General features: G+C 46.1%; 24 protein-coding genes and 1 other RNA gene. 18 read left to right on the top strand and 7 right to left on the bottom strand.

What is annotated here, in order from left to right:
• Positions 1-225 precede the first annotated feature (225 nt).
• Both parE and parC read left to right on the top strand, forming a co-directional pair.
• Positions 226-2106, top strand: coding sequence for a DNA topoisomerase IV subunit B (gene parE, locus AB4484_RS00800; protein ID WP_017061428.1), 1881 nt, complete (start codon positions 226-228; stop codon positions 2104-2106).
• A gap of 3 nt (positions 2107-2109) precedes the next feature.
• Positions 2110-4368: a DNA topoisomerase IV subunit A gene (gene parC / locus AB4484_RS00795; RefSeq protein ID WP_017067236.1), complete on the top strand. Its 2259-nt coding sequence runs from the start codon at positions 2110-2112 to the stop codon at positions 4366-4368.
• A 102-nt stretch (positions 4369-4470) separates the two neighbouring features.
• On the opposite strand, the gene degS is transcribed toward parC, so the two are convergent.
• From degS to zapG, 3 genes are all read right to left on the bottom strand, one after another.
• On the bottom strand, positions 4471-5535 hold the full coding sequence (gene degS / locus AB4484_RS00790; protein ID WP_081230859.1) for an outer membrane-stress sensor serine endopeptidase DegS: 1065 nt from the start codon (positions 5533-5535) through the stop codon (positions 4471-4473).
• A 158-nt stretch (positions 5536-5693) separates the two neighbouring features.
• Positions 5694-7049 carry a Do family serine endopeptidase gene (locus AB4484_RS00785; RefSeq protein ID WP_048609680.1) on the bottom strand — a complete coding sequence of 452 codons (1356 nt, stop codon included), beginning with the start codon at positions 7047-7049 and terminating at the stop codon, positions 5694-5696.
• Between the two features lie 126 nt (positions 7050-7175).
• Positions 7176-7631 (bottom strand): Z-ring associated protein ZapG, encoded by a 456-nt coding sequence (gene zapG, locus AB4484_RS00780; RefSeq protein WP_048618218.1) that lies wholly within the window; start codon positions 7629-7631, stop codon positions 7176-7178.
• A gap of 219 nt (positions 7632-7850) precedes the next feature.
• On the opposite strand from zapG, the gene zapE reads away from it, so the two are divergent.
• The 8 genes from zapE to sspB all read left to right on the top strand — a co-directional run bounded on the left by zapE (position 7851) and on the right by sspB (position 14191).
• Complete coding sequence (gene zapE / locus AB4484_RS00775; RefSeq protein WP_050635033.1) at positions 7851-8954, top strand: cell division protein ZapE; 1104 nt, start codon at positions 7851-7853, stop codon at positions 8952-8954.
• 247 nt (positions 8955-9201) lie between these two features.
• Positions 9202-9630 (top strand): 50S ribosomal protein L13, encoded by a 429-nt coding sequence (gene rplM, locus AB4484_RS00770; RefSeq protein ID WP_010434689.1) that lies wholly within the window; start codon positions 9202-9204, stop codon positions 9628-9630.
• 13 nt (positions 9631-9643) lie between these two features.
• Positions 9644-10036 carry a 30S ribosomal protein S9 gene (rpsI, locus tag AB4484_RS00765; protein ID WP_004740758.1) on the top strand — a complete coding sequence of 131 codons (393 nt, stop codon included), beginning with the start codon at positions 9644-9646 and terminating at the stop codon, positions 10034-10036.
• Between the two features lie 331 nt (positions 10037-10367).
• A complete protein-coding gene (gene petA, locus AB4484_RS00760; protein ID WP_010434692.1) occupies positions 10368-10958 on the top strand; it encodes a ubiquinol-cytochrome c reductase iron-sulfur subunit in 591 nt (196 codons plus the stop codon).
• Positions 10958-12223: a cytochrome bc complex cytochrome b subunit gene (locus AB4484_RS00755; protein ID WP_017061435.1), complete on the top strand. Its 1266-nt coding sequence runs from the start codon at positions 10958-10960 to the stop codon at positions 12221-12223. Before petA ends, AB4484_RS00755 begins: the two co-directional genes overlap by 1 nt.
• Positions 12220-12957 (top strand): cytochrome c1, encoded by a 738-nt coding sequence (locus AB4484_RS00750; protein WP_048614931.1) that lies wholly within the window; start codon positions 12220-12222, stop codon positions 12955-12957. The genes AB4484_RS00755 and AB4484_RS00750 overlap by 4 nt, the downstream gene beginning before the upstream one ends.
• Before the next feature lie 97 nt (positions 12958-13054).
• On the top strand, positions 13055-13690 hold the full coding sequence (gene sspA / locus AB4484_RS00745) for a stringent starvation protein SspA (RefSeq protein ID WP_009848943.1): 636 nt from the start codon (positions 13055-13057) through the stop codon (positions 13688-13690).
• A 6-nt stretch (positions 13691-13696) separates the two neighbouring features.
• Complete coding sequence (sspB, locus tag AB4484_RS00740) at positions 13697-14191, top strand: ClpXP protease specificity-enhancing factor (RefSeq protein WP_372075980.1); 495 nt, start codon at positions 13697-13699, stop codon at positions 14189-14191.
• Positions 14192-14282: 91 nt separating this feature from the next.
• Here sspB and AB4484_RS00735 read toward each other — a convergent pair whose 3' ends face one another.
• From AB4484_RS00735 to AB4484_RS00720, 4 genes are read right to left on the bottom strand one after another with little or no spacing between them, the layout of a single operon-like run.
• Complete coding sequence (locus AB4484_RS00735) at positions 14283-14888, bottom strand: BON domain-containing protein (protein ID WP_050649509.1); 606 nt, start codon at positions 14886-14888, stop codon at positions 14283-14285.
• A 16-nt stretch (positions 14889-14904) separates the two neighbouring features.
• On the bottom strand, positions 14905-15495 hold the full coding sequence (locus tag AB4484_RS00730; protein WP_004729817.1) for a phosphoheptose isomerase: 591 nt from the start codon (positions 15493-15495) through the stop codon (positions 14905-14907).
• A 2-nt stretch (positions 15496-15497) separates the two neighbouring features.
• The gene (locus AB4484_RS00725; RefSeq protein WP_050622288.1) at positions 15498-15896 is read right to left on the bottom strand and encodes a YraN family protein; all 399 of its coding nucleotides are present in this window, start codon (positions 15894-15896) and stop codon (positions 15498-15500) included.
• Positions 15883-17700, bottom strand: coding sequence for a penicillin-binding protein activator (locus AB4484_RS00720; RefSeq protein ID WP_372075978.1), 1818 nt, complete (start codon positions 17698-17700; stop codon positions 15883-15885). The genes AB4484_RS00725 and AB4484_RS00720 overlap by 14 nt, the downstream gene beginning before the upstream one ends.
• Before the next feature lie 61 nt (positions 17701-17761).
• Here AB4484_RS00720 and rsmI point away from each other — a divergent pair, with 61 nt between their 5' ends.
• The 8 genes from rsmI (at position 17762) to mraY (ending at position 26453) form a co-directional block, all read left to right on the top strand.
• A complete protein-coding gene (gene rsmI, locus AB4484_RS00715) occupies positions 17762-18628 on the top strand; it encodes a 16S rRNA (cytidine(1402)-2'-O)-methyltransferase (protein ID WP_372075976.1) in 867 nt (288 codons plus the stop codon).
• A gap of 176 nt (positions 18629-18804) precedes the next feature.
• Positions 18805-19244, top strand: an RNA gene (rnpB, locus tag AB4484_RS00710) — RNase P RNA component class A.
• 228 nt (positions 19245-19472) lie between these two features.
• Complete coding sequence (gene rsmH / locus AB4484_RS00705) at positions 19473-20423, top strand: 16S rRNA (cytosine(1402)-N(4))-methyltransferase RsmH (protein ID WP_017066240.1); 951 nt, start codon at positions 19473-19475, stop codon at positions 20421-20423.
• A gap of 3 nt (positions 20424-20426) precedes the next feature.
• The gene (gene ftsL / locus AB4484_RS00700; protein WP_019824585.1) at positions 20427-20744 is read left to right on the top strand and encodes a cell division protein FtsL; all 318 of its coding nucleotides are present in this window, start codon (positions 20427-20429) and stop codon (positions 20742-20744) included.
• A complete protein-coding gene (locus tag AB4484_RS00695; protein ID WP_132762223.1) occupies positions 20741-22498 on the top strand; it encodes a penicillin-binding transpeptidase domain-containing protein in 1758 nt (585 codons plus the stop codon). Before ftsL ends, AB4484_RS00695 begins: the two co-directional genes overlap by 4 nt.
• 18 nt (positions 22499-22516) lie before the next feature.
• Positions 22517-24001, top strand: coding sequence for a UDP-N-acetylmuramoyl-L-alanyl-D-glutamate--2,6-diaminopimelate ligase (murE, locus tag AB4484_RS00690; RefSeq protein ID WP_372075974.1), 1485 nt, complete (start codon positions 22517-22519; stop codon positions 23999-24001).
• Positions 24001-25374, top strand: coding sequence for a UDP-N-acetylmuramoyl-tripeptide--D-alanyl-D-alanine ligase (gene murF, locus AB4484_RS00685; protein ID WP_372075973.1), 1374 nt, complete (start codon positions 24001-24003; stop codon positions 25372-25374). Before murE ends, murF begins: the two co-directional genes overlap by 1 nt.
• Positions 25371-26453, top strand: a complete 1083-nt coding sequence (gene mraY, locus AB4484_RS00680) for a phospho-N-acetylmuramoyl-pentapeptide-transferase (protein WP_019824581.1) — start codon at positions 25371-25373, stop codon at positions 26451-26453. The genes murF and mraY overlap by 4 nt, the downstream gene beginning before the upstream one ends.
• Positions 26454-26466: the final 13 nt, after the last annotated feature.

Genomic DNA, 26466 nt, shown 5'->3' with positions numbered 1-26466 from the left:
CAAGTGATTTTCTCTTGTTTGCCTGTTATTTCATCTATCAATGGTGAAATATCATAGTTTGATGTCTTAGTTTTTGAACTAGCTTGACATCATTACTCAGCTTCCAGACTATATTCCCCAATACTTCGCTCGTTCGCTCTACTATGACGGTTCATAGTAATGATTCTGCTTTAGTGAAACTGGAGCCAGCGAACTGACGCAAACTTTTTGAGTAAACTCCGTATTATGACTGAACAATATAATGCAAAAGACCTCGAGGTACTTGAAGGTCTCGATCCTGTGCGACACCGCCCGGGAATGTATACCGAGACAGAAAGACCTAACCACCTTGCCCAAGAAGTCATTGATAACTCGGTCGATGAAGCACTAGCGGGACACGCTAAGAAGATCAAAGTGGTACTTCATGCAGACCAATCGTTAGAAGTTACCGATGACGGCCGTGGTATGCCTGTCGATATTCACCCTGAAAAAGGGATCTCAGGTGTTGAGCTGATTTTAACTAAGCTCCACTCTGGCGGTAAATTCTCGAATAACAACTATAAGTTCTCTGGTGGTCTGCACGGTGTAGGTATCTCGGTTGTAAACGCGCTGTCAAAACGTGTTGAAGTGACCGTACGCCGAGAAGGTCAAGTTCACGAGATCGCACTTGAAGGCGGTCATGCCGTAACAGAACTTACTGTAACGGGCACTTGTGGTCATCGTAACAGCGGTACATCAGTACATTTCTGGCCTGATCCTAAGTACTTCGATAGCCCTAAATTTTCGACACTTCGTCTGATTAACAACCTACGTGCAAAAGCAGTGCTTTGCCCAGGTTTAGAAATTACCTTTATAGACAAAGTCGGTGGTGAAGAGCATAAATGGTTCTATGAAGATGGTCTAAAAGACTACCTTGCCGAAGGCGTGAAAGGTTACACCTTGCTGCCTGAAGAACCGTATGTTGGCGAATTTGTTGCTGAAACAGAAATGGCAAACTGGGCGATCATCTGGCAGCCAGAAGGCGGCGACATGATCACCGAAAGTTACGTGAACTTAGTACCGACTAAACAAGGTGGTACACACGTAAACGGTCTTCGCCAAGGTCTTCTTGATGCAATGCGTGAGTTCTGTGAATTCCGTAACCTTCTGCCGCGTGGCGTTAAGCTAACGGGCGACGATATCTTCGATCGCTGTTCGTACGTACTATCGGTGAAGATGCAAGATCCGCAGTTTGCTGGTCAAACAAAAGAGCGCTTGTCTTCCCGTCAAACTGCTGCGTTTGTATCTGGTGTGGTAAAAGATGCGTTTAGCCTGTGGTTGAACGAAAAGCCACAACTGGCAGAACAGCTAGCAGAAGCTTGTATTGCGAATGCACACCGCCGTATGCGCGCAAGCAAAAAGGTTGTGCGTAAGAAAATCGCTTCAGGCCCAGCACTGCCGGGTAAGCTAACTGACTGTTCAGTTCAAGATTTAAGCCGTACCGAAATCTTCTTCGTGGAAGGGGACTCGGCGGGTGGTTCTGCTAAACAAGCACGTGACCGTGAGTTTCAAGCGGTGATGCCACTTCGCGGTAAGATCCTAAATACATGGGAAGTGTCAGCAGACCAAGTATTGGCCTCACAAGAAGTGCACGACATCTCGGTAGCTCTGGGTATCGACCCGGACAACGATGATTTATCCGGCCTGCGTTACGGTAAGATCTGTATCCTTGCCGATGCGGACTCGGATGGTCTTCATATTGCGACACTGCTATGTGCATTGTTTACTCGTCATTTCCATGCTTTGGTTGAAGCGGGTCATATCTATGTGGCAATGCCTCCTCTGTATCGTATCGATTGCGGTAAAGAAGTGTTCTACGCACTTGATGACGCAGAGAAAGACGGTGTGCTTGAGCGACTATCGCAGAAGAAAGCCAAGATCAACGTGCAACGATTCAAAGGTCTGGGTGAAATGAACCCACTTCAGTTGCGTGAAACCACCATGGATCCAAACACTCGTCGCCTTGTTCAGTTAACGATTGATGACAGCGAAGCGACCAACGAGATGATGGACATGCTGCTTGGTAAGAAACGTGCAGATGATCGCCGTACATGGCTACAGACTAACGGTGATATGGCCGAGGTATAATGGATGTCTAACGAAATTACATATGATGGCGTTGAACAGCTGCCAATGCGCAAGTTCACCGAAGATGCCTACTTAAATTACTCAATGTACGTGATCATGGATCGTGCATTGCCGTATATCGGTGATGGCTTGAAGCCAGTACAGCGTCGTATTATCTACGCGATGTCTGAGCTGGGCTTATCGGCTGCATCGAAATACAAAAAATCAGCACGTACCGTTGGTGACGTATTAGGTAAGTATCACCCACACGGTGACTCTGCTTGTTACGAAGCGATGGTATTGATGGCGCAGCCTTTCTCTTACCGCTACCCATTGGTCGATGGTCAAGGTAACTGGGGTGCTCCGGATGACCCGAAATCGTTCGCTGCGATGCGTTATACCGAAGCGAAACTATCTAAGTTTGCTGAGGTTCTTCTAGGTGAACTAGGTCAAGGCACTGTTGATTGGCAACCAAACTTTGATGGCACCATGAAAGAGCCTCAAATGTTGCCTGCCCGTCTACCTCATATCCTGCTTAACGGTATCACTGGTATCGCGGTAGGTATGGCGACCGATATTCCACCACACAACGTGCGTGAAGTCGCTAATGCAGCCATTCACCTAATTGATACGCCTAAGTCTGAGCTTTCAGACGTGATGGGTTTCATTCAAGGTCCAGACTACCCGACAGAAGCTGAGATTATCTCTCCGAAATCGGACATCGAAAAGATCTACCGTACTGGACGTGGCAGCATCAAGATGCGCGCGGTTTGGCACAAGGAAGGCTCTGATATTGTTATCACGGCTTTACCTCATCAAGTGTCAGGTGCGAAGTTACTTGAGCAAATCGCTAACCAGATGCGCGCTAAGAAGCTGCCAATGGTTGACGACTTGCGTGATGAATCTGATCACGAGAACCCAACGCGTATCGTTGTTGTTCCTCGTTCTAATCGTATCGACTGTGACCAATTGATGAGTCACCTGTTCGCGTCGACGGATCTAGAGAAAAACTTCCGCGTTAACTTGAACATGATTGGTTTAGATAACCGTCCTCAAGTTAAAGGCTTAGTTCAAATCCTGAAAGAGTGGATTGAGTTCCGTCGTACAACGGTTCGCCGTCGTTTGCAGTACCGTTTAGATAAAGTACTAGCACGTTTGCACATCTTAGAAGGTTTGCTTGCTGCTTATCTTAATATCGATGAAGTGATTGAGATCATTCGTACAGAAGACGAACCATGTCCTGTCCTTATGAGCCGTTTCAACATTTCTGAAATTCAAGCCAATGCGATTCTTGATATTAAACTTCGTAACTTAGCTAAGTTAGAAGAGTTTAAAATCCGAGCGGAACAAGAAGAGCTTGAAGCTGAACGTGAAAAGCTTGAAAAGCTACTCGGTTCAGAGCGTCGCTTGAATACGCTGATCAAGAAAGAAATCCAAGCAGATGCGGATAAATACGGCGATGATCGTCGTTCACCTCTGATTGAGCGTGCTGAAGCGAAAGCGCTAACAGAGCGCGACTTAGTACCAAGCGAACCAATCACGGTTGTGTTGTCTGAGAAAGGTTGGATTCGTCATGCCAAAGGGCATGAAGTGGACGCTGAAGGCTTGAACTACAAATCGGGTGATAAGTTCTTAGCGAGTGCTAAGGGTAAGAGTAACCAGCAAGCGGTGTTCCTCGGCAGTGATGGCCGAAGCTACTCCCTTGAGTCACATTCACTACCGTCGGCACGAAGCCAAGGTGAACCCATTACAGGCCGCTTGAACGTAAGCCCGGGTACCTCTATTCGCCAAGTGGTGATGGGAGAGAATGAACAATTATGGTTAGTCGGTTCTGATGCAGGTTATGGCTTTGTTTGTAAGGGTAGCGATCTGCTGTCTAAGAACAAGAGCGGTAAAGCCTTGGTTAACTTGCCACAAGCTTCTGAAGTGATGATGCCAAGCCCTATTGCTGACTTGGACAGTAACCAGATTCTGGCGATTACTAACCAAGGCCGTATGTTGTTGTTCCCGATTAAAGACCTACCTCAGCTGAGCAAAGGTAAAGGCAACAAGATCATCAACATCCCTTCTGCGAAAGCAAAAGAGCGTGAAGAGTTTGTCTCGCATCTTATGGCTATCCCAGAGAATGCGACGCTGACTATCTACGCCGGTAAACGTAAGCTTGGCTTGAAACCTGCGGATCTTGAAAACTTCCGTGGTGAACGTGGTCGTCGTGGTGGCCTACTGCCTAGAGGACTGCAGCGAGTGACTCGCATTGATATCGAAGAGCAAAGTGAATCGTAGAGATACTTGAAACAATCTTTAGATAAAAGAAAACCCAGCCTATGAGCTGGGTTTTTTGTACTTGTGTATTAGCAGCTTGAATCACTGCTCACATCGTTTGCTCTACAGGCGAGTATCTTCTGCGATGGTCACCTTTAAGGTTTTGTTTTCACCTTGGCGCAATATACCCACATCGATAACTGTACCCGGTCTCAGGTCGGTAACGATGTCCATAACACTCTGTCGTCCATTAACTTGGGTGTTATTGATACTGACAATAATATCTTGTGCCTCAAAGCCTGCATCAGCTGCTGGCCCGTTCGGGTCTATGCCCAATACAACGATCCCGCCTATGTTCTTAGTACCAAGTAAACGTGACGTCACCGAATTGATGTCTTGTCCATCGATACCAATATAGCCACGAATCACACGACCATCGGCGATGATCTTCTCCATGATTTTATTAGCAAGCGGATAGGGGATAGCGAATGAGATCCCATAGGTTTCCATGTCGGTAGCTTGCTGGAAAGACGCGGTATTGATACCGACTAGCTCACCTTGTGAGTTCACCAGCGCACCACCTGAGTTACCTTCATTGATTGCCGCATCGGTCTGGATAAAGGCTTGATGGCCATCGGCACTGATCGAAGAACGGCCGGTTGCAGAGATGATACCAAAGGTTGTTGTTTGACCTAGGTTGTATGGATTACCGATAGCCAGTACTACATCACCGACGTTGGCTTTGTAATTAGGATTGAGTGGGATCACCGGTAGGTTATCACCGCTGACTCTAAGTATCGCGATATCGGTACGCTTGTCTGAGCCAACCAATTGCGCAGCTGCTACTCGGCCATCTTGAAGTGCCACAACTATTTGGTCTGCTTGAGCTACAACATGGAAGTTAGTAATGATGTAGCCTTTCTCGCTGACAATTACCCCAGAACCCAAACCTTGAGTGAGCAATTTGTTGCGATCGCTTTCAGCGTATTTACGGCTATAAATGTTAACCACTGCAGGTGCCGCACGGCGAACTGCTTGGTTAAATGAAATCTGAAGAGAGCCAATATTATCGACTTTAGGGCTAGTGACGTCAGCAACAATCGCTGGTCTTAAGCTCGGAAATGCGAGAAGAATAAGCGCCGCTGAAACGAGTCCAAGGGAAATAGAACGAAATAGAAAGGACAGCATGTTTCCCTCTTCAACAAGTAAGGTGTGAAGCCTCCATCAATGGATGACTGACTTGATTACAAGTGAAGCATAGCATTTTGATTGATCTAAAGAAAAGGGAGACTGAGTAAGTTTAAAGCAAACTTACTGGGCCTCCCTGTAATTGCGCTGACGTAAGACTATCGAATTACAAGATAGATAGTTCGGTCGCCTCGCTGGATATTAAGCGCCAGTACACCAGGTTGTTTTTCAAGAATCTCTCTAAACTCAGCAAGGTTCTTAACCGTTTGGCGGTTTACCCCGATGATGATGTCATCTTTCAGAAGTTGATAGGCTTCGGCTGGTGAGCCTTGAGCAACATTCGATACCTTGACGCCCGTTGCCGAGTCACTCTCGGTTGTGTTGGTTAACTCAGCACCGGCCAGTCCTTCATGGAGCTTCTCAGCCTGTGTTTTATTATTGGTGGATTCACCAAGCGTCACATCAAAGGTTTTGCTCTTACCGTCACGAACCACACCCAGCTCAATCTGCTTACCAGCGCCGAGTGTTGCGACCTTAGCTCTTAACTCGCTGAAGGTATCAATGCGTTTGCCATTAATAGAGACAATAATATCGCCCGCTTTCAGTCCTGCTTTATCTGCTGCGCTGTCAGGGACAATTTGGCTAACAAAGGCGCCCTTACTTGATTCATAACCGAGTGCTTCTGCCAATTCAGAGGTTACTTCTCCGCCTTGAACGCCAAGCATGCCGCGTTTTACTTCACCGAAATCGAGAATTTGTTCTGTCAGGTTTGTCATCATATTAGAAGGGATTGCAAAGCCGATACCGACATTACCTCCGTTAGGGCCAAGAATGGCGGTGTTGATACCAATTAGCTCACCGTTAAGGTTCACTAGCGCGCCACCAGAGTTACCGCTGTTGATTGCTGCATCGGTTTGAATGAAGTTTTCAAAGTTTTCTAGATTCAGGCCGCTACGACCAAGTGCAGAAACAATACCGGATGTCACGGTTTGTCCTAGCCCGAATGGGTTACCGATCGCGACACTAAAATCACCAACTCTTAGTTTGTCTGAGTCTGCGACTTTTATCTGGGTAAGGTTCTTGGCTTCTTCTAATTTTAGCAGTGCGATATCAGACATCTGGTCGCCGCCGATAAGCTCAGCATCGTACTCTCGACCATCATGCAGTTTTACTTTTATATCGTCCGCGCCATTAATGACATGGTAATTGGTCACGATATGACCTTTCTTGGCGTCGATGATGACACCAGAACCTAATCCGCGGAATGGACGCTCTCGTGTTTGTTCTGGACCAAAAAAGAATTGAAATTGTTCAGGGATTTGCTGACGTTGTACCTGTTTGCCTTCTACGGCAATACTAACCACAGCGGGGGTCACTTGTTCAAGCATCGGAGCAAGGCTCGGTAATTGTTCATTACCCACACTTAATGGCAGTGCGGCTGTTGCTTGAATGGGGGTGATGATTGAACTTAAGCTTAAAGTCAGTACTGATAAAGCAAGCAAAGGTTTTTTCATCATAAACTCCTCTCTAGTTAAGGTCTTAACCCTCTTATACGTTTAATAAGTATGAGAAGTTTCAAATGACCTGAGTGAAAGTTATGACTCAAAAACCTTTGTAAAGTTCACAGAAGTGTTAAATGTTTACGATGCTTTTGCTGTTACAACATCGGGAGCATCCATGATTTCTTTCTTCTGCTCTGTAAATAAACCGGTTGCGCCATTAGCGTAATCTTTCGGTTGTTCCTCAAGTGTCGCCTCTTTTGTTGAAGACTTCTCTTGTGGCTTGTCCGAATGGGCAGCGGCTGTTTTCACAAACGGGTTATCTTGCTCTGGCAGGTTAGGAATCAGCTCTGAGCTTGTTTTTTCCATGTGTTGGTACAGTTTTGTGTAGTCTTTACCTAATGTGTCCAACATTTCTGCTGATTTCGCAAAGTGATCAGCCAGCTCTTGTCGCTGCTGCTCAAGGGCAAACTTTGCGCTATCTAATTCTTTCTGTACGTTCTTTTGTTTTTTGTATTCAGGTGTCATGAGACGAGAAATAGCGACCCCTAAAATAACTCCGACTAGTAAACCGGCAACGGCATACATCCAAGGCATAACAGCTCCTTATTATTGTTTTTTAACATGTTTGTTACTGCTTAGTTACACGTGATACGGCTCCATGGTACTATGAGAAAGCCGCAGTATAAAGAGAAATGCGTGTGCGCTAGTTAGCAGTTTAGTGCTGCATTATTCACCACATCACGTTATTCCTCGTACTGTTTGGGCTCATTTTTAGTTGTTGTCTGATATTGCTTTCATTGTGGAAATGTCGTCATGAATCCCATTAAAAAATACGAACAAGATATAAAAGAACATGGATTTCAAAGAGATCCAGCACAAGAGCAAGCCGTAAAATCTTTAGATGAACTCTTTCATCAATTTCAAGATTACATGAATACGCCCATTCCTCAACTGACTCGCTTCCAGAAATTACTGGGCAAAAAGCCAGAACTGCCACAACCACCAAAAGGTCTCTATTTTTGGGGTGGAGTAGGGCGAGGAAAAACGTACCTAATGGATACGTTCTACGATGCCTTGCCGACCACTAAAAAAATGCGTGTTCACTTTCACCGTTTTATGTATCGAGTTCATGATGAGCTAAAGGCGCTAGGTAATGTGAGTGATCCATTGCCTTTAGTCGCAGACAAGTTGAAGGAAGAAGCGGACATTATCTGTTTCGACGAATTCTTTGTTTCAGACATCACCGATGCGATGATCCTAGGAACCTTGTTCCAAGAGTTATTCGCTCGAAACGTTATCTTGGTTGCTACCTCTAATATTCCACCTGCGGATCTGTATCGCAACGGGTTACAGCGAGCGCGTTTCTTACCGGCTATTAAGCTCATTCAAGACAACTGTCATATCCTTAATGTCGATAGTGGCATTGATTATCGTCTACGTACCTTAGAACAGGCTGAGATTTACCATTACCCGCTAGATAGCCAAGCGAATATCAATCTCGAAAAGTATTACGCTCAGCTGGTTGGCGAAGATAAAGAGAAGCTTAAGCAGATAGAGGTTAATCACCGTCAATTAGATGTAGTCGAAGCGAGTGATGGCGTACTGCACGGTACCTTTGCTCAGCTCTGTCAGTCGGCTCGTAGCCAGAACGACTATATTGAGCTGTCTCGGGTTTATCACACAGTTCTATTGGCGGATGTGTTGCAAATGGGCGCGACTTCAGATGACGCTGCGAGGCGCTTCATTGCATTAGTTGATGAGTTCTACGAGCGCAATGTGAAACTGATTATTTCAGCGGAAGTGGAGCTAGAAAAGCTCTACACCCATGGTCAGCTAGAGTTTGAATTTAAACGTTGTCAGTCGCGTTTAATTGAAATGCAGAGCCATGAATATTTGGCAAAAGAACACTTAAGTTAGCTTTGATTATCTCGAATAAGAAATAGAATTAAAAAAATCGTGATTTTGTTCAAAAAGAGGTGATTTTTTCTTCGCTCTTCTCTATAATCCTGCGACCTACCGTTACTGCGGGCCTCTAGCGATGAGTAAAATCACGTTATGCCAAGAGTTTTCCAACACTCGAAGGGGTGATGAATGGTAACTCTTAGACAGTGGGAATACGCGAGTATTCCTTAAGTGTAAATTTTTTAAATAGGTAATTATTAGCATGAAAACTTTCGTTGCTAAACCAGAAACTGTAAAACGCGACTGGTATGTTGTAGACGCTGAAGGCAAAACTCTTGGCCGTCTAGCAAGTGAAATCGCTTCTCGCCTACGCGGCAAGCACAAAGCAGAATACACTCCTCACGTAGACACTGGTGATTACATCATCGTTGTTAACGCTGAGAAAGTTGCTGTAACTGGTAACAAAGCTAAGGGTAAGGTTTACTACCGTCACTCTGAGTTCCCAGGTGGTCTTAAAACTATCACTTTTGAAAAGCTAATTGCTAAGAAACCAGAAATGGTTCTAGAACTAGCAGTTAAAGGTATGCTTCCACGTGGTCCTCTAGGCCGCGCGATGTACCGTAAGCTTAAAGTGTACGCTGGTACTGAGCACAACCATGTTGCTCAACAGCCACAAGTACTAGACATCTAAGGGGATTATGAAAATGGCAGAGAATCAATACTACGGCACTGGTCGTCGCAAAAGCTCAGCAGCTCGTGTTTTCATCAAACCAGGCTCTGGTGAGATCGTAATCAACAAGCGTAGCCTTGATGTTTACTTCGGTCGTCCAACTTCTCGTATGGTTGTTAAGCAACCTCTTGAGCTAGTTGAACTAACTGAGAAACTTGACCTTTACATCACTGTTTCTGGTGGTGGTATTTCTGGTCAAGCTGGCGCAATCCGCCACGGTATCACTCGCGCTCTTATGGAGTACGATGAAACTCTACGTCCTGCTCTACGTGCAGCTGGCTACGTTACTCGTGACGCTCGTTGCGTTGAACGTAAGAAAGTTGGTCTACGTAAAGCACGTCGTAAACCTCAATTCTCTAAGCGTTAATTTTTCTTTACGAAAAAGTACACGCTCCCAGTTTTACGACTGGAATTGTGGTTCAAAGCTCGGCTATATGCCGGGCTTTTTGTTTTTATACCCCCCTCTAAACGCTTCCCCTCCCTCGTTTTATTTCCAAATTCTTATATTTTGAAAGCTTTTGTAACCCAATGTGCGCTTTGCCTCATGATTGTTACAAAAAGGTAGCTTTATCTTGTCAAAAAGTAGGGTTTTATTTATCATTTGCCGTCAATAAATAGAACTAAATACATATTTTGTTAGCCATGCTCTTTAATCGGAATTATTTCAATCCACAAGGAGCAAATGGGAGAATGTTTGGATGAGCAACGCGCCTTTAAATAACGGTCGCAGGCGTTTCTTAACCGCAACAACAGCCGTTGTTGGTGGTTTAGGAGCAGCTGCTGTAGCCGTGCCTTTTATTAAATCATGGAATCCGAGTGCCAAGGCGAAAGCTGCGGGCGCGCCGGTGGAAGTGGAAGTCAGTAAGTTAGAACCGGGACAAATGGTTCGTGTCGAGTGGCAAGGTAAACCTGTATGGGTTGTACGCCGTGCTGAGTCGGTACTAGAAAACCTAAAAGCGATCGGTGGTCAACTTCGTGACCCTCAATCTGAAGCTGAACAACAACCAGAATACGCACAGAACGAGTTCCGTTCAATTAAGCCGGAATTCTTCGTTGCTGTTGGTTTCTGTACGCACTTAGGTTGTTCTCCAACTTACCTGCCGGATTCTTTTGCAGAACAAGTTCAGGGTGTTAAGTCTGGTTTCTTCTGTCCTTGTCATGGTTCAAAGTTTGATATGGCAGGTCGAGTATTCCAAGGCGTACCAGCTCCATTGAATCTTGTTGTACCAAAGCATATGTATTTGAGTGACACTAAGATCATGATCGGTGTGGACGAGGGAGACGCGTAATGCAAGGATTGCTTGATTGGGTAGAGAAACGTCTACCCGCGATGAATGCTTATAAAAAGCATTTATCTGAATACCCAATGCCTAAGAACTTTAACTTTTGGTACCTTTTCGGTTCTTTGGCAATGTTGGTACTGGTTAACCAAATCCTTACGGGTATTTGGCTAACAATGAACTACGTACCGTCAGGTGAGGGTGCATTTGCTTCTGTTGAATACATCATGCGTGATGTGGAATACGGTTGGTTACTACGTTACATGCACTCAACAGGTGCTTCGGCATTCTTCGTTGTTATCTATCTGCATATGTTCCGTGGCCTAATCTACGGCTCTTACCAAAAACCTCGTGAGCTACTTTGGATCTTCGGTATGTTGATCTTCTTAGTGCTTATGGCTGAGGCTTTCATGGGGTACCTACTACCATGGGGTCAAATGTCTTACTGGGGTGCTCAGGTAATCATTTCTCTGTTTGGTGCGATCCCTGTTATCGGTGATGACCTAACGCTTTGGATCCGTGGTGACTACATCATCTCTGGTGCAACGCTGAACCGTTTCTTCGCACTGCACGTTATCGCTCTACCAATCGTACTTCTGCTGCTTATCGTACTTCACGTACTAGCACTGCACGAAGTGGGTTCGAACAACCCAGACGGTATCGAGACGAAACTTCCTAAAGGCACAATGGGCGACGACTACAAAACGCAGTTCCCATTCCACAAGGATTACACTAAGAAATACGACATCATTGACTCTATTCCTTTCCACCCATATGGGACCGTGAAAGATATGGTTGGTGTGGCTGGTTTCCTATTCTTCTTCTGTTATGTGCTGTTCTTTAACCCAGAGATGGGTGGGTTCTTCCTTGAGCCGCCAAACTTTGAAGCTGCTAACCCACTGAAAACACCAGAGCACATTGCTCCGGTATGGTACTTCACGCCGTTTTACGCAATTCTGCGTGCTGTTCCTGATAAGTTGCTAGGTGTTGTAGCAATGGGCGCATCTATTGTTGTGCTATTCCTACTACCATGGTTTGACCGTTGTAAAGTGCGTTCTTACCGTTACCGTAGCAAACTGCATTTGATTAACATCATCCAATTCACAATAAGCTTTATTGCGCTTGGTGTACTTGGTGCGCTTCCAGCAACGCCAACATACACGCTACTTGCTCAAATCTTTAGCTTAGGTTATTTCATGTTCTTCGTTCTACTGTGGTTCTACAGTAAAAATGAAGCGACGAAACCATTACCAGAAAGGGTGACATTCAAATGAAAAAGTGGATTGTAATTTTATTTGCTATGTTGCCGTCACTGGCAATGGCAGCGGGTGCAAACGTACCATTAGACAAAGCGAACAATGATTTAACAGACAAAGCTTCATTGCAAAATGGCGCTAAGATGTTCATGAACTACTGTTTCGCTTGTCACTCAACGCAGTACCAGCGCTATGAACGTGTTGCGAATGATTTAGAGATCCCCGTTGATCTTATGAAGGAAAATCTGATTTTTGACCCTGAAGCGAAAATTGGTGACTTGATGGTTAATGCTATGCCTTCTGATCAAGCGGCAAGTTGGTTTGGTGCTCCGCCACCAGACCTAACATTGGTTGCTCGTGTTCGTGGCGCAGACTGGCTGTACACTTACCTTCGTACTTTCTATGAAGATCCGTCTCGTCCATTTGGCGTGAACAACATTGTCTTCCCAAGCGTTGGTATGCCGCACGTTCTTGAAGAACTGCAAGGTATCCCAACACCAATCTACGATACTCATATGGTAGATGGCGAGGAAGTGACGGTTGTTGTTGGCACTGAGACTGACGGCTCTGGCGAATTAAGTGCTGGTGAATACGACGAAGCGGTTCGTGACCTTGTTAACTTTTTGGTTTACTCGGGCGACCCAGTTCAACTTGAGCGTCACGCTATGGGTTGGTGGGTAATGGCCTTCTTAGTAATCTTCACTATCATCGTGATTTTGCTGAAGAAAGAGTATTGGCGTGATGTGCACTAATTGTGCTATAATACCGTGCTAATTCCCAAATTATGTTAATGTTCAATGGAGGCTTTAGGCCTCCATTGTTTTTATTTAAAGTGTACTGGAGGGCTCCATGGCTGTAGCTGCCAATAAACGTTCTGTAATGACTCTTTTCTCAAGTGCTTCTGATATGTATAGCCATCAGGTGCGCATCGTTCTTGCTGAAAAAGGCGTAAGTGTTGAAGTTGAGTTGGTTGATGAAAAAAATCTACCAGCAGAGCTTGTTGAACTGAACCCGTACAAATCAGTACCTACTCTTGTTGATCGTGAGCTTGCTCTATATGACTCAAAGATCATCATGGAATACCTAGATGAGCGTTTCCCTCATCCACCGTTGATGCCTGTATACCCGGTTGCTCGTGGTAACAGCCGTCTAATGATGTACCGCATTGAGCGTAACTGGTATTCAGTTGCAGAGAAGATCGTTAAAGGCAACGCTGAAGAATCTGAAGCAGCTCGCGTTAAACTGCGCAACGACCTACTGACTCTTGCTCCTATCTTCGCTGAGTATGAATACTTCATGAGCGAAGAGTTTAGCCTAATTGATTGTTACCTAGCTCCGCTATTATGGCGTTTACCTGAGCTTGGTATCGAACTAATTGGTCCTGGTTCTAAAGAGCTTAAGATTTACATGAACCGCGTATTCGAACGTGATTCATTCCTAGCTTCTTTAACTGAAGCTGAGCGTGAGATGCGACTCGTTCGCTAAGCGTTTATGGATATTTCTAATATGACTCCACGCCGACCATACATGCTTCGTGCATTTTATGAGTGGCTGGTTGATAACGAACTAACTCCACACCTTGTTGTTGAAGCAACATTACCGGGCGTGCGAGTTCCAGAAGAGTTTGTTCAAGATGGTCAGATTATTCTGAACATCGCGCCTCGTGCGGTTGGACAACTTGAACTGGGTAATGAAGCTGTGACGTTTAGTGCTCGCTTTAGTGGTCGTCCACACTCTGTGATCGTTCCGCTTTACGCAGTACAAGCGATTTATGCTCGTGAAAATGGTGCTGGTACCATGTTTGAACCTGAAGAGGCTTACATGGAAGCGTTTGAAGAAGGGATTGAAGAAAGTCCTTTTGAAGAACAAGAAAAAGGCCCATCTTTGAGCGTAGCAACGGCAGACGTAGATGCTGAAGAGCCTGACTCAGATCCTGAGCCACCTCGTCCAGCGAAAGGTCGCCCAAGCCTTCGTGTTATCAAATAACGTTAGTTAAATAACGAACCAAATAAAAAAGCAGCGACTCGTCGCTGCTTTTTCTTTTCTGCTATATAGCATTTAATTGACTGGCTTACGGCTAGTTAACAGCCGTCTCTTCTTCACCGTATTCAAATGCTCGAATGACCTGTTTTACGCCAGAGATATTACGCGCCACTTCTGTCGCGATATCGGCATGCTCTCGAGTCACGAGTCCAAGCAGGAATACTTCAGAATCCTCAGTAATTACTTTTACTTTGATGCCGTTAAGCTCAGCATTCGCAAGCAGAGCTGATTTCACCTTAGTGGTAATCCAGCTGTCTTTACTGATAGCGCTCACAGATAAAGGTTCTTTCACTCGAACCTGATTGTGGATGCTCTCAACGCCAGCCACTTCTTTGGCTTGGTTTTCAAAAGCGCGACGTTCTGAATCTGTGGTCGCTTGCCCCATCAGTACCACCGAACCTCGGTATGAGCTTGCGGTGACACGTACGTTGCCACGGAATGGTTGTTTATTGGTAATCGCTGCAACTTCAAATTCAATGTTGTTGTCGTTCCAAATCTCTTTGGTTGTTCGCGTATCTGTGACTAGGTTTGCAGTGGTTGCAGCACCAGCAATGAAAATGCCAGCACAACCAGACAGAGACAGTGTAAGTAGCGAAACACTAATCAGCTTAAACAGCCTCATAGAGATTAATGATTTCATTGTGATGCTCCGTATATCACTCTTCGTGAGCAGGGAAGAGTACTTGATCGATTAGGTCACATAGGCAGTGTAGTGTCACCATGTGTACTTCATGAATGCGCGCTGTACGGTGTGAAGGGATACGAATCTCTACATCGTGTTCACCAAGCAAACCTGCCATCTCACCACCATCTTTACCGGTAAAGGCGATAATTGTCATGTCGCGAGTTACCGCCGCTTCCATTGCCTTGATGATGTTCTTGCTGTTACCGCTAGTCGAGATAGCCAACAGAATATCGCCAGTTTGACCGAATGCACGCACCTGCTTAGAGAAGATCTCTTCATAGTGGTAGTCGTTAGCCACAGCCGTTAGCGTGGTGTTGTCTGCTGTGAGTGCCATTGCTGGGAGGCTAGGGCGCTCTGTTTCAAACCGGTTGAGTAGGCACGATACAAATTGCTGAGCATTCGACGCCGAACCACCATTACCACAACAAAGAATTTTGTTTCCGTTAAGCAAGGTCGCAACCATTGCTTGAGCGGCATGCGTGATTGCGTCAGGCAGAGCTTCTGCAGCCGCAATTTGGATTTGAATACTTTCTGTGAAACTTTCTTTAATGCTGTCTAGCATGTTTATCCTTGGGTAATCGCGTTTTGAATCCAGTCGATAGTGTCATTCGGCCCTTCAATGGCAACAATATCAAACCTGAAATCTGTAGAGTGCACCGACAAGCCTTGCTGCATAAGCCAAACATTGGCTGTTTTGAGCAGTTTCTGTGACTTCTTGGCAGTCACCATTTCGGCGGCATGTCCGTAGCGGGTTTGCTTGCGGTATTTTACCTCAGCAAACACAACGGTATTGTTATGGCGCATTATAAGATCAATCTCGCCACATTTTGCTATGAAGTTTTCTTCTATTAACGATAAACCGTGGTTAATCAGATAAGATTTTGCCACGGTCTCGTATTTATCACCCACTTGCTTGTGGGTGATACTTGGTTTGGATAGGAACTTTCGGCTAAAAAGCCCCATGCTCTGCCCAGCTGATTTCACGTTGAACGACACAGTTGTTATCGATGGTTAGCACACCCGTTTCACCTGGAATGCTGTAACCCTGTACGGCTTTCATCTGTGGCAGTGCATCCATTAGGTAGTATGCATCCATTCCCAGTGCTTGCAGACGCTTTTGGCCGTTTGAGTGTGCAGGCCATAGGTCGTTTAGCTCTTTATTAAGCTCGTTTTTGTTCTCAACCAATAGTGGGATGTCGCTGTAGAACACGCCGGTTAGGTCTTCATACTGCTTATCACCGCTGTTGCTGCGTGAGTTTGAGAACAGATCGGGTTGGCTCGCATCTGGGTTAATTGCAACTTCAATGAAGGGTTTGATTAGCGTTAGCTCTGAGTTCTTAGCCACAATGTAGACAGAATCGATATCGCGACGGCTGCGTGGCTCGGTTTCTAGGTCTAGGTTCAGTAACCCGTCCATTTGAGCGATACGCTGTTGGCTCTCTTGCAAGCCGAATACCTGATTCACATTGCGTTGCAGTTGGCGTTTGTCAGAGAACAAGCTGATAGCCACATCGTTGCTGCTGTATTTTTTCCACTCTTCTTTAAACGCTTGCTCAACACGCTCACCTAAACGTCCTCTTGGCGCAAGGATAAGCGGGTACTTGTAGCCTTGAGCAAATAGGTGTTTCGCTGCCTGAGCGACTTCTTGCTCTGGCGATAGAGCGAGATAACAAATGTTGGTATCTGGTTCTAGTTGCGTAGGAATGTTCAGAGCTAAAGCTGGAATCGAGTTCTCGTGGTTTTTCTGCGCTTGCTGAAGCTTAGTGATGTTGCTCTTGATCAGCGGGCCAACGATGAAATCAACGTTATTCTCTTCCAGTGTCGCTTTAATCTCAGCGGCACTTTGCACGTTGGTATCCATTACCGTCAGCGTTGCATCTTCTTCGCGCTCTTTGTCATTCATCATCGCAAAGATGAAACCGTCACGCACAAGTTGTGCCTGCTTGCCGTACTTACCGGTTAGAGGCAGTAATAGTGCAGTGCTGGTTGGCTTGCTGATCTCTAGCGCCAAGATGTCAGTGATCGCCTGAGGTGTGTATGTCGCTGCTGGGTGCTGAGGATTCTCTGCTAGCCAATCAGACAGGGTTTCCTGCAGGTTTGGGAGGTTTGAATTCAGCGTCTTCATGTAAATCGCCAGCTGTAACCAACCTGCAAGAACGTCTTCTGTAGGCGACGTCTTAAGCTCTAGAATCTCATATTGAGAGTAGCTATTTAGGTTCTGCCAAATACGGTCAGCAGCTTGTTGTTGGAGCTCGTCGTCAGCGTCTAGATACTCTGAATAAAGAACTAACTCACGGCTTGCTTCAAAATACTCGCTTTGCATTTCAGAAATGTTCGCGCGTATCTCGTGATAATCTTTCCACTGCTCGTTCGGAAGTTTCCACCAAGGCTGGAAGTTCAGTTGGCTATAAGCTTGTTCAGGCTGCGAGTTATTCACCAACAGTTGAGCGCGAGCTAATTGCCATTCCGCTTGTTGCGTTTCGCTCAGCTCTTGTTTTGCTAAGCGTTTAATAAGCAGAGTTGCTTGATCGGTTTTTCCAGCTTGTACAGAAGCCTTAAGCGCCATGATTAACCAGTCGTTTTGTAGACTTCCTTTGCTACTATCCGCCTGCATCATGTAACTTTCAGTTGATTGCGCTGGATCTAGTGTAATATCAACGCTCGTTGGTGCTTGAGGACCTGAAGAACAAGCCGCCAATGTAATTGCTAATGCAATTGGAGTTAGTAAGCGTGGTACACTGAGTCTCTTATGGTTCATCGTTGCCATGAGTTCTTTAAATTCCGTATAAATTTGTATCTATATTAATCGTTGAAGTGATGGTAAACAAATGACAGATAACAAAACCTTGCTCACAGAGAGCCCAACTCTCTACATTGTGCCAACCCCAATCGGAAATTTGGGAGATATCACTCAAAGAGCAATTGAAATTTTATCAAGTGTCGATGTTATTGCAGCCGAAGACACACGCCACACGGGTAAGCTGCTTGCTCACTTCAATATATCAACCAGAACGTTCGCTTTACATGATCATAATGAACAAACTAAAGCGCAAGTTCTAGTCGAAAGGTTATTAGAAGGTCAGTCTATCGCATTAGTCTCTGATGCGGGTACTCCTTTAATTAGTGACCCAGGTTACCATCTTGTCTCACAATGTCGTCAAGCGGGTGTGAGAGTTGTGCCACTTCCTGGTGCTTGTGCTGTGATTACCGCGTTAAGTGCTTCTGGTTTACCGTCAGATCGTTTCAGCTTTGAAGGCTTCTTACCGCCAAAGAGCAAAGGTCGTAAAGACAAGTTCTTAGAGATCGCAAAAGCAGAGCGCACGTGCATCTTCTATGAATCACCCCACCGTATTTCAGACTCTCTGCAAGATATGTTCGAGATTCTTGGCCCTGACCGTGAGGTTGTATTGGCGCGTGAGCTAACCAAAACCTTCGAAACCATCCAAGGGCTGCCACTTGGTGAGCTTATTGAGTGGATTGAAGAAGACGCGAACCGTAAACGCGGTGAGATGGTGTTACTGATTCACGGCCACCGTGAAGAAGCGAGCACAGAACTGCCAGACGAAGCGACTCGCACACTAGGCATTCTAACCAAAGAACTGCCGCTTAAAAAAGCGGCGGCGATGACGGCAGAAATCTACAATCTGAAAAAGAACGCTTTATACAAATGGGGCCTAGAGCATCTAGACAACTAGAAACCTCTTTATAGAGTAGCTAACCTGTATTGAAAAGCTTGTGAGGAGTGATGGTATTGCCGTCATTCCTCTTTTTTTGTCTGAATTGTGTAAAAATCACGCAGTTGCTTAGAGGTTTGCAGCATATTTGTGATCTCGCTAGACACTGCTCCCTAATCTCTATACAATCCGCCCTCGGAGTTGAACGGGTAATCGCTGCTTTGCTGATGTCCTTCGGGAGACTGACGTTGAGGTCCTTCGGGAAACTGACGTTGAAGTCCTTCGGGAGACTGGTAGAGGGGAGGAACGTCCGGGCTCCATAGAGCAGGGTGCCAGATAACGTCTGGGGGGCGCGAGCCCACGACAAGTGCAGCAGAGAGAAGACCGCCGATGGCCTCATTTCTTCGGAAGGGGCACAGGTAAGGCTGAAAGGGTGCGGTAAGAGCGCACCGTGCGACTGGCAACAGTTCGTAGCAAGGTAAACTCCACCCGGAGCAAGATCAAATAGGCCCTCACATTGCGTTGCTCGCGTATGGGGGCGGGTAGATTGCTTGAGCCTGTGAGCGATTGCAGGCCTAGACGAATGGTTACCGCCGCGCAAGCGGAACAGAACCCGGCGTATGTGTCAACTCCACCTATATAAAGAACCCATCATTACTTAACAGTAGTGATGGGTTTTTTGCTTTATATTGACGTAAATTATTTAGATTTCCTTAGAATCCTTCACCCTGATATGAGCTGGGGTCAAAAATTCCAAAAGCCTATACACAATATGGTGGAGATACGGCGTGAAATCAGTACACTAAAACGTTAATAGAACAAATTATTGCCGAACTAATGGCTCAATCCACTCACTGAGAAGACTATGACAGAAGCATTCAAACATATTTCAGTATTGCTTAACGAATCTATTGACGGGCTTGCGATCAAACCTGACGGTACCTACATCGATGGTACCTTTGGCCGTGGTGGTCACAGCCGTACAATCCTGTCTAAACTGGGCGAGAATGGACGACTCTTTAGTATCGACCGCGATCCACAAGCGATTGCAGAAGCACAAAAGATTGATGACCCTCGTTTTACGATTATTCACGGCCCTTTCTCAGGTATGGCTGAATATGCAGAGCGTTATGACTTAGTCGGTCAAGTGGATGGCGTTTTACTGGATCTAGGTGTTTCTTCACCACAGTTAGATGACGCTGAGCGTGGATTTAGCTTCATGAAAGACGGCCCGCTTGATATGCGTATGGATCCAACAACGGGTATTCCTGTCTCTCAGTGGTTAGTTGAAGCCGATCTTGATGACATCACATGGGTTATTCGTGAGTTCGGTGAAGACAAACACGCTCGTCGTATCGCGAAAGGCATCATTGCTTATCAAGAGAATGAAGAGAACGAACCACTAACGCGTACTGGTCAGTTGGCTAAGCTTATCTCGGATGTAGCTCCAAAAAGCTTCAAAGAGAAAAAGCACCCAGCAACACGTGCCTTCCAAGCATTCCGTATCTACATCAACAGTGAACTTGAAGAGATCGATACAGCCCTGAAAGGCGCAGCAAGCATTCTTGCTCCTGAAGGCCGTTTGTCTGTTATCAGCTTCCACTCACTTGAAGACCGCATGGTGAAGCGCTTTATCCGTAAAGAGAGCCAAGGCCCGCAAGTACCACATGGCCTGCCATTAACAGAAGAGCAGATCAAAGCGCTAGGCAGTGCTGATCTTAAGCCTGTTGGTAAAGCGATCAAGCCTTCTAAAGATGAAGTGGATGAGAATACTCGTTCGCGCAGTTCAGTACTACGAATCGCAGAAAAGCTATAGTCAATGAAGACCTCCAAACCTAACTTAGCCAAGATAATATTTTTTGATTTGATCTCAGTGGGCAAGGTCCCATTGATGCTTCTGATCTGTATCTTTGCGAGTGCGATGGGGGTCGTTCTTACGACACATATGTCACGTCAGGCGATCACGCAAAAAGACACGGCATTGGTGGAGCGAGAACAGCTTGATGATGAGTGGCGAAATTTAATGCTTGAAGAGACAGCTCTGGCTGAACATAGTCGTGTTCAAGCATCGGCAAAACGAGAGCTAGACATGAAACGTCCAGACTCTGAAAAAGAAGTTGTGATCACACTGAAATGACCGGTAAAAAGGAAAAAGCACCCGCAAAAACCGTTAAGAAACCAACGAAAGAGCGAGTGAAGAGCGAAAAGGACTCGGATCCAATTCTTATTAAATGGCGTTTCAACGTCGTTATTGCTTTCGTGTTTCTTGCCTTTGCTGCACTGGTTGGTCGTGTGGCTTACATCCAAATCATTGAGCCAGATAACTTAATTCGTCAGGGCGACCTTCGCTCGGTACGTGTTAAGGCAATTCCTTCTGCTCGCGGTATTATTTCAGACCGCAATGGCGAGCCGCTTGCTGTGAGTGTTCCAGTTGAAGCGGTATGGGCCGATCCAAAAACCATTTTCGATAAAAACGGCATGGCCCAAATTGATCGTTGGTACGCGTTAGCCGATGTACTCGGCTTAGAGCGACAATCGATGATCGACAAGATCTCTAGCAACAAATCCCGCCGATTTATTTACCTGCAAAGACAAGTTAGCCCTGCAATGGCTAAGTATATCCGTGAGCTTAAGCTGGTGGGTGTTGGTCTGAAAGCGGAATCTCGACGTTACTATCCTGCAGGCGAAGTCAGTGCGCACCTTATCGGTGTTACCGGCATTGATGGACATGGCCTAGAAGGCGTTGAGCGCAGCTATGATAAATGGCTCACAGGCGAGGCGGGTAAGCGAACGATTCGTAAAGACCGCTACGGACGCGTTGTTGAAAACATTGCTTTAGAAGAGCGTGAAGAAGGCAAACCACTCGAGCTAACGATCGATCAACGATTACAAGCGATCGCCTACCGAGCGATTAAACAGGCGGTGGCCGATCACAAGGCGACTTCTGGCTCTGCTATTTTGTTGGATGTAAAAACCGGCGCTGTGTTGGCGATGGTTAATGCGCCTTCTTATAACCCGAACAATCGTGCTGACTTACAAAGTTTTAAGATGCGTAACCGCGTACTTACCGATGCGATGGAGCCCGGTTCTACCGTGAAACCTTTTGTGGTTTTGGCGGCGCTAGAGAACGGTACGGCAGATCCAGATATCGTTATTGATACCGGCAACGGCATCATGCAGATCGGTGGTAGTCGTGTGCGAGACTCTTCTAAAGTCGGTAAGGCTGATTTAGCGCTGATCCTCAAGAAGTCGAGTAACATCGGTGTGGCGAAGTTGGCACTTAACATGCCTTTAGAAGCCCTGCTTGGGATGTACAGTTCTGTTGGTCTAGGCGAAATGTCAGGGCTGAACTTGATCGGTGAAACGAGCGGTATTTTCCCGAATCGTCGTCGCTGGTCTAAGTTTGAAATTGCAACATTATCATTCGGTTACGGTTTGTCTGTGACACCGATGCAGTTGGCCCATGCGTATGCGACGCTAGCCAACAAAGGTATGTATGAACCGATTCATATTATTAAGAGTAACGACCAAGACTTTTCTAAGCAGATCATCAAGCGTGAGAACGCTGAACTGGTTTTGAATATGCTCGAAGGGGTGACTCAAAAAGGCGGCACAGCAACAAGAGCGGCCGTTCCTGGTTACCGAGTTGCAGCAAAAACGGGTACTTCTCGTAAGGCTGAAGCGGGCGGATACAGTGACGAATACATTGCGATTACCGCAGGTTTTGCCCCGGTTAGTGACCCAAGAGTCGCGCTGGTTGTTGTGGTCAATGAGCCTCAAGGTGACCTTTACTATGGCGGTTCAGTTGCTGCCCCCGTTTTTTCTGAAATCATGAAGGGTGCACTGCAAATACTGAATGTCCCTGCTGATGAAAACAAGTTTCAAGAATAGAGCCAATCAGGATTCAATATGAGTAATAGCCTCACGCTGTCATCTTTACTTTCTCCTTGGGGTGACTTTAGTTCACCTGAGCTGGATGCGATTGCCGTTGAACAGTTGGAGTTGGATAGCCGTGCCATCAAAGGCGGCGATATTTTTGTTGCTGTAGTTGGGCATGCTGTTGATGGCCGTCGTTTCATCGACAAAGCGGTCGCACAGGGAGCCAATGCCGTTATCGCACAAGCTGGTGCTGAAAAGGCCCATGGTCTGATTGAGTGGTTGGACGCTGTTCCGGTTGTTTACATTAAAGACCTTAACTTGGTGTTATCTGAGTTGGCCGGTCGTGTTTACTCTTCTCAAGCGACTAAGTTGATTGGTGTTACCGGCACCAATGGCAAAACCACCATCACTCAATTGATTGTTCAATGGCTTGATCTTGTTGGTCAACGCTCTGCGGTAATGGGCACCACGGGTAATGGCTTTTTAGACCATCTAAAAACCGCGGCGAATACCACAGGTAGTGCGATTGAAATACAACGCACACTGAGTGAGTTAGCGAAAGAAAACGCGGCTTACACAGCTATGGAAATATCTTCTCATGGCTTGGTGCAAGGTCGCGTTAAAGCCTTGGACTTCGAAGTCGGTGTATTCACTAATTTGAGCCGTGATCATCTTGATTACCATGGCACGATGGAAGAGTACGCTTTAGCTAAGAAGAGCCTGTTTACTGAGCACAAATGCAAGCACGCTGTGATAAATGTTGATGATGAAGTGGGCAAAGCTTGGATGAAAGATTTATCGAATGCGATTGCTGTTTCATTACTTCCATTAACGGGCTACCAACAGTCGGTATGGGCATCTGATGTTGCCTATGCAGAAACTGGGATTAAGCTCTCTTTCGATGGTAGTTGGGGACAAGGCGATCTTTCTGTTCAATTAATTGGTCAGTTCAACGCATCAAACGTACTGGTTGCCTTTGCGACCTTGCTGTCATTAGGTATCGATAAGCAAATCTTGGTCGACACTGCGCCTCAGCTGCAACCTGTGATTGGTCGTATGGAACTGTTCCAAGTGCCGAACAAAGCAAAAGTGGTTGTCGATTACGCGCATACGCCAGACGCTTTAGAAAAAGCATTAGCAGCATTGCGAGTTCACTGTTCTGGAAAACTATGGGCTATCTTTGGCTGCGGCGGTGACCGTGACACGGGTAAGCGTCCAATGATGGCAGCGACCGCAGAGCAGTTCGCCGATAAAATCATTATTTCAGATGACAACCCTCGTAGCGAAGATCCTGCCTTGATTGTCAAAGACATGCTGGCAGGCTTAAGCAAACCTGAATCTGCATTTGTGGAACACGATCGCTATCAAGCGGTTAAGTTCGCGCTTGAACAGGCAGACAGCAATGACATTATTCTTTTGGCTGGTAAAGGCCATGAGGATTACCAAGTATTAAAAGACGAAACGATCCATTACTCAGATCGAGAGTCTGCGCTTCAACTTTTAGGTATTTCATAATGATTGATGTATCACTCGAACAGATTTGTTCAGCGGTCAGCGGCGAGTTGATTGAGGCTGGTAACTCAAACAGTGCTGTAATTAATGCCGTTTCTACCGACACTCGCACCGTTGAAGAAGGCGCATTGTTTGTTGCTATCTTCGGAGAACGTTTCGATGCGCATGACTTTTGTCATCAAGCGGTTGAGGCAAATGCGAGCGCGTTGTTAGTCGAACGAAAACTTGACCTAAATATTACTCAAGTTGTTGTTGAAGACACTAAACTTGCTTTAGGTCGGCTAAGTGCTTGGATCCACAAACAATGTGACGTGCCAACCATGGCGATAACAGGAAGCTGTGGCAAAACAACCGTCAAAGAGATGGTGGCGAGCATTCTGCAACAACGTGGCAAGGTGCTGTTTACGGCGGGTAACTTCAATAATGATATTGGTGTACCACTAACCTTGCTGCGCAGTGAACCCAATGACGACTTTGCCGTGATAGAACTGGGCGCGAACCACATTGGTGAAATCGCCTATACCACGCAGCTTGTGAAACCACAGGTGGCGTTGGTGAATAACGTCGCAGCCGCGCATCTAGAGGGCTTTGGCTCAATTGATGGTGTTAAACAAGCGAAAGGTGAAATCTTTCAGGGGCTTGCTGCTGGTGATACTGCTATTGTTAATCTAGAAAGCAATGGTGGCAACTTCTGGAATGAAGTACTCGCAGATAAAACGGTACTGACATTTTCAGAAAGCGACAGCACGGCAGATTACTTTGCTAAGCATATTCGCATTAATGAGCAGGGCGAAGCTTGCTTTGAGATGCAAACACCGCAAGGCGCTATGCCGGTTGAGCTTGGCATTATCGGTCAGCATAACGTAGCGAATGCGTTGGCCGCAGCAGCGTTGAGCATTCAGTTTGGTGCCACGCTTGAAGAAGTAAAAAATGGCTTAGCGAACCTTATCTCTGTCAAAGGGCGAGTTGAGGTTCAACAATTAAGTCAGAATATCAAGTTGATCGATGACAGTTATAACGCCAGCGTACCCGCGATGAAGGCGGCAGCCAAACTGCTGTCGAGCTTCAAAGGTCAACGTTGGCTGATTTTAGGCAATATGGCTGAATTAGGCGACGAAAGCCTTGCACTTCACCGTCAAGTCGGTGAATATGCTGCCCCATTCGCTTTTGAGCATGTACTCACTTACGGTGATGATACCAAGGTGATTAGTGAGGTCTGTAATGGTACCCACTTCGCAACGCATCAAGCGATGATCGCGCACATAGAGCAGCACTTATGCTTGCCAGAAAACGCGTCACATACCTTGTTGGTAAAAGGCGCGAATAGTGCAGGAATGAGTAAAATAGCCGCTGCTTTAAAGGAGAACTTTTCATGATAATTTGGCTTGCAGAGCTACTACAGCCACACCTTTCTTTTTTCCGTTTGTTCGAATACCTATCGTTTCGTGCAATCGCGAGTATTTTGACGGCTTTATGTCTGTCGCTGTGGATGGGACCTCGTTTAATTGAGCGTCTGCAAATGCTACAAATTGGCCAAGTTGTTCGTAACGACGGTCCTGAATCTCACTTTAGCAAACGTGGTACACCAACCATGGGCGGCGTGATGATCCTAGCTGCGATCATTATTACGGTATTAATGTGGGCTGATCTTTCTAACCCTTACGTTTGGGCGGTATTGGTTGTCCTTGGCGGTTACGGTGCGGTTGGCTTTGTTGATGACTACCGTAAAGTGGTTCGTAAAAATACAGACGGCTTGATTGCGCGTTGGAAGTACTTCTGGCAATCGGCTATTGCATTGGTTGTGGCGTTTGCTCTATATGCTCACGGACACGATACTGCAGCAACCCAACTGGTGGTTCCTTTCTTTAAAGATGTGATGCCACAATTAGGTTTACTGTACATCGTACTGACTTATTTTGTTATTGTGGGTACCAGTAACGCGGTGAACCTAACAGATGGCCTAGATGGTTTGGCGATTATGCCAACGGTGATGGTTGCTGCTGGTTTTGCTGTGATTGCATGGGCGACAGGTAACGTTAACTTCGCGGCATATCTACACATTCCATACATCCCATACACATCTGAGCTTGTGGTTGTATGTACTGCTATCGTCGGTGCAGGCCTAGGTTTCCTATGGTTCAACACCTACCCAGCACAAGTATTCATGGGCGATGTTGGCTCGCTAGCACTGGGCGGTGCATTGGGTGTGATTGCTGTGTTAGTTCGCCAAGAGTTGGTACTGGTTATCATGGGCGGTGTGTTTGTAATGGAAACTTTGTCAGTGATTCTGCAGGTAGGCTCTTACAAATTGCGTGGTCAGCGTATTTTCCGCATGGCACCGATTCACCACCACTATGAACTGAAAGGTTGGCCAGAGCCGCGTGTAATCGTGCGTTTTTGGATCATCTCTATGGTATTAGTACTGGTTGGCCTAGCGACACTGAAAGTTCGTTAATCCTGTGTGAGCC

Origin of the sequence: Vibrio sp. 10N.261.46.A3 (assembly GCF_041472995.1) — a bacterium.
GTDB classification, from domain to species: domain Bacteria; phylum Pseudomonadota; class Gammaproteobacteria; order Enterobacterales; family Vibrionaceae; genus Vibrio; species Vibrio coralliirubri.
This window is presented reverse-complemented; position numbering and strand designations above follow the sequence as displayed.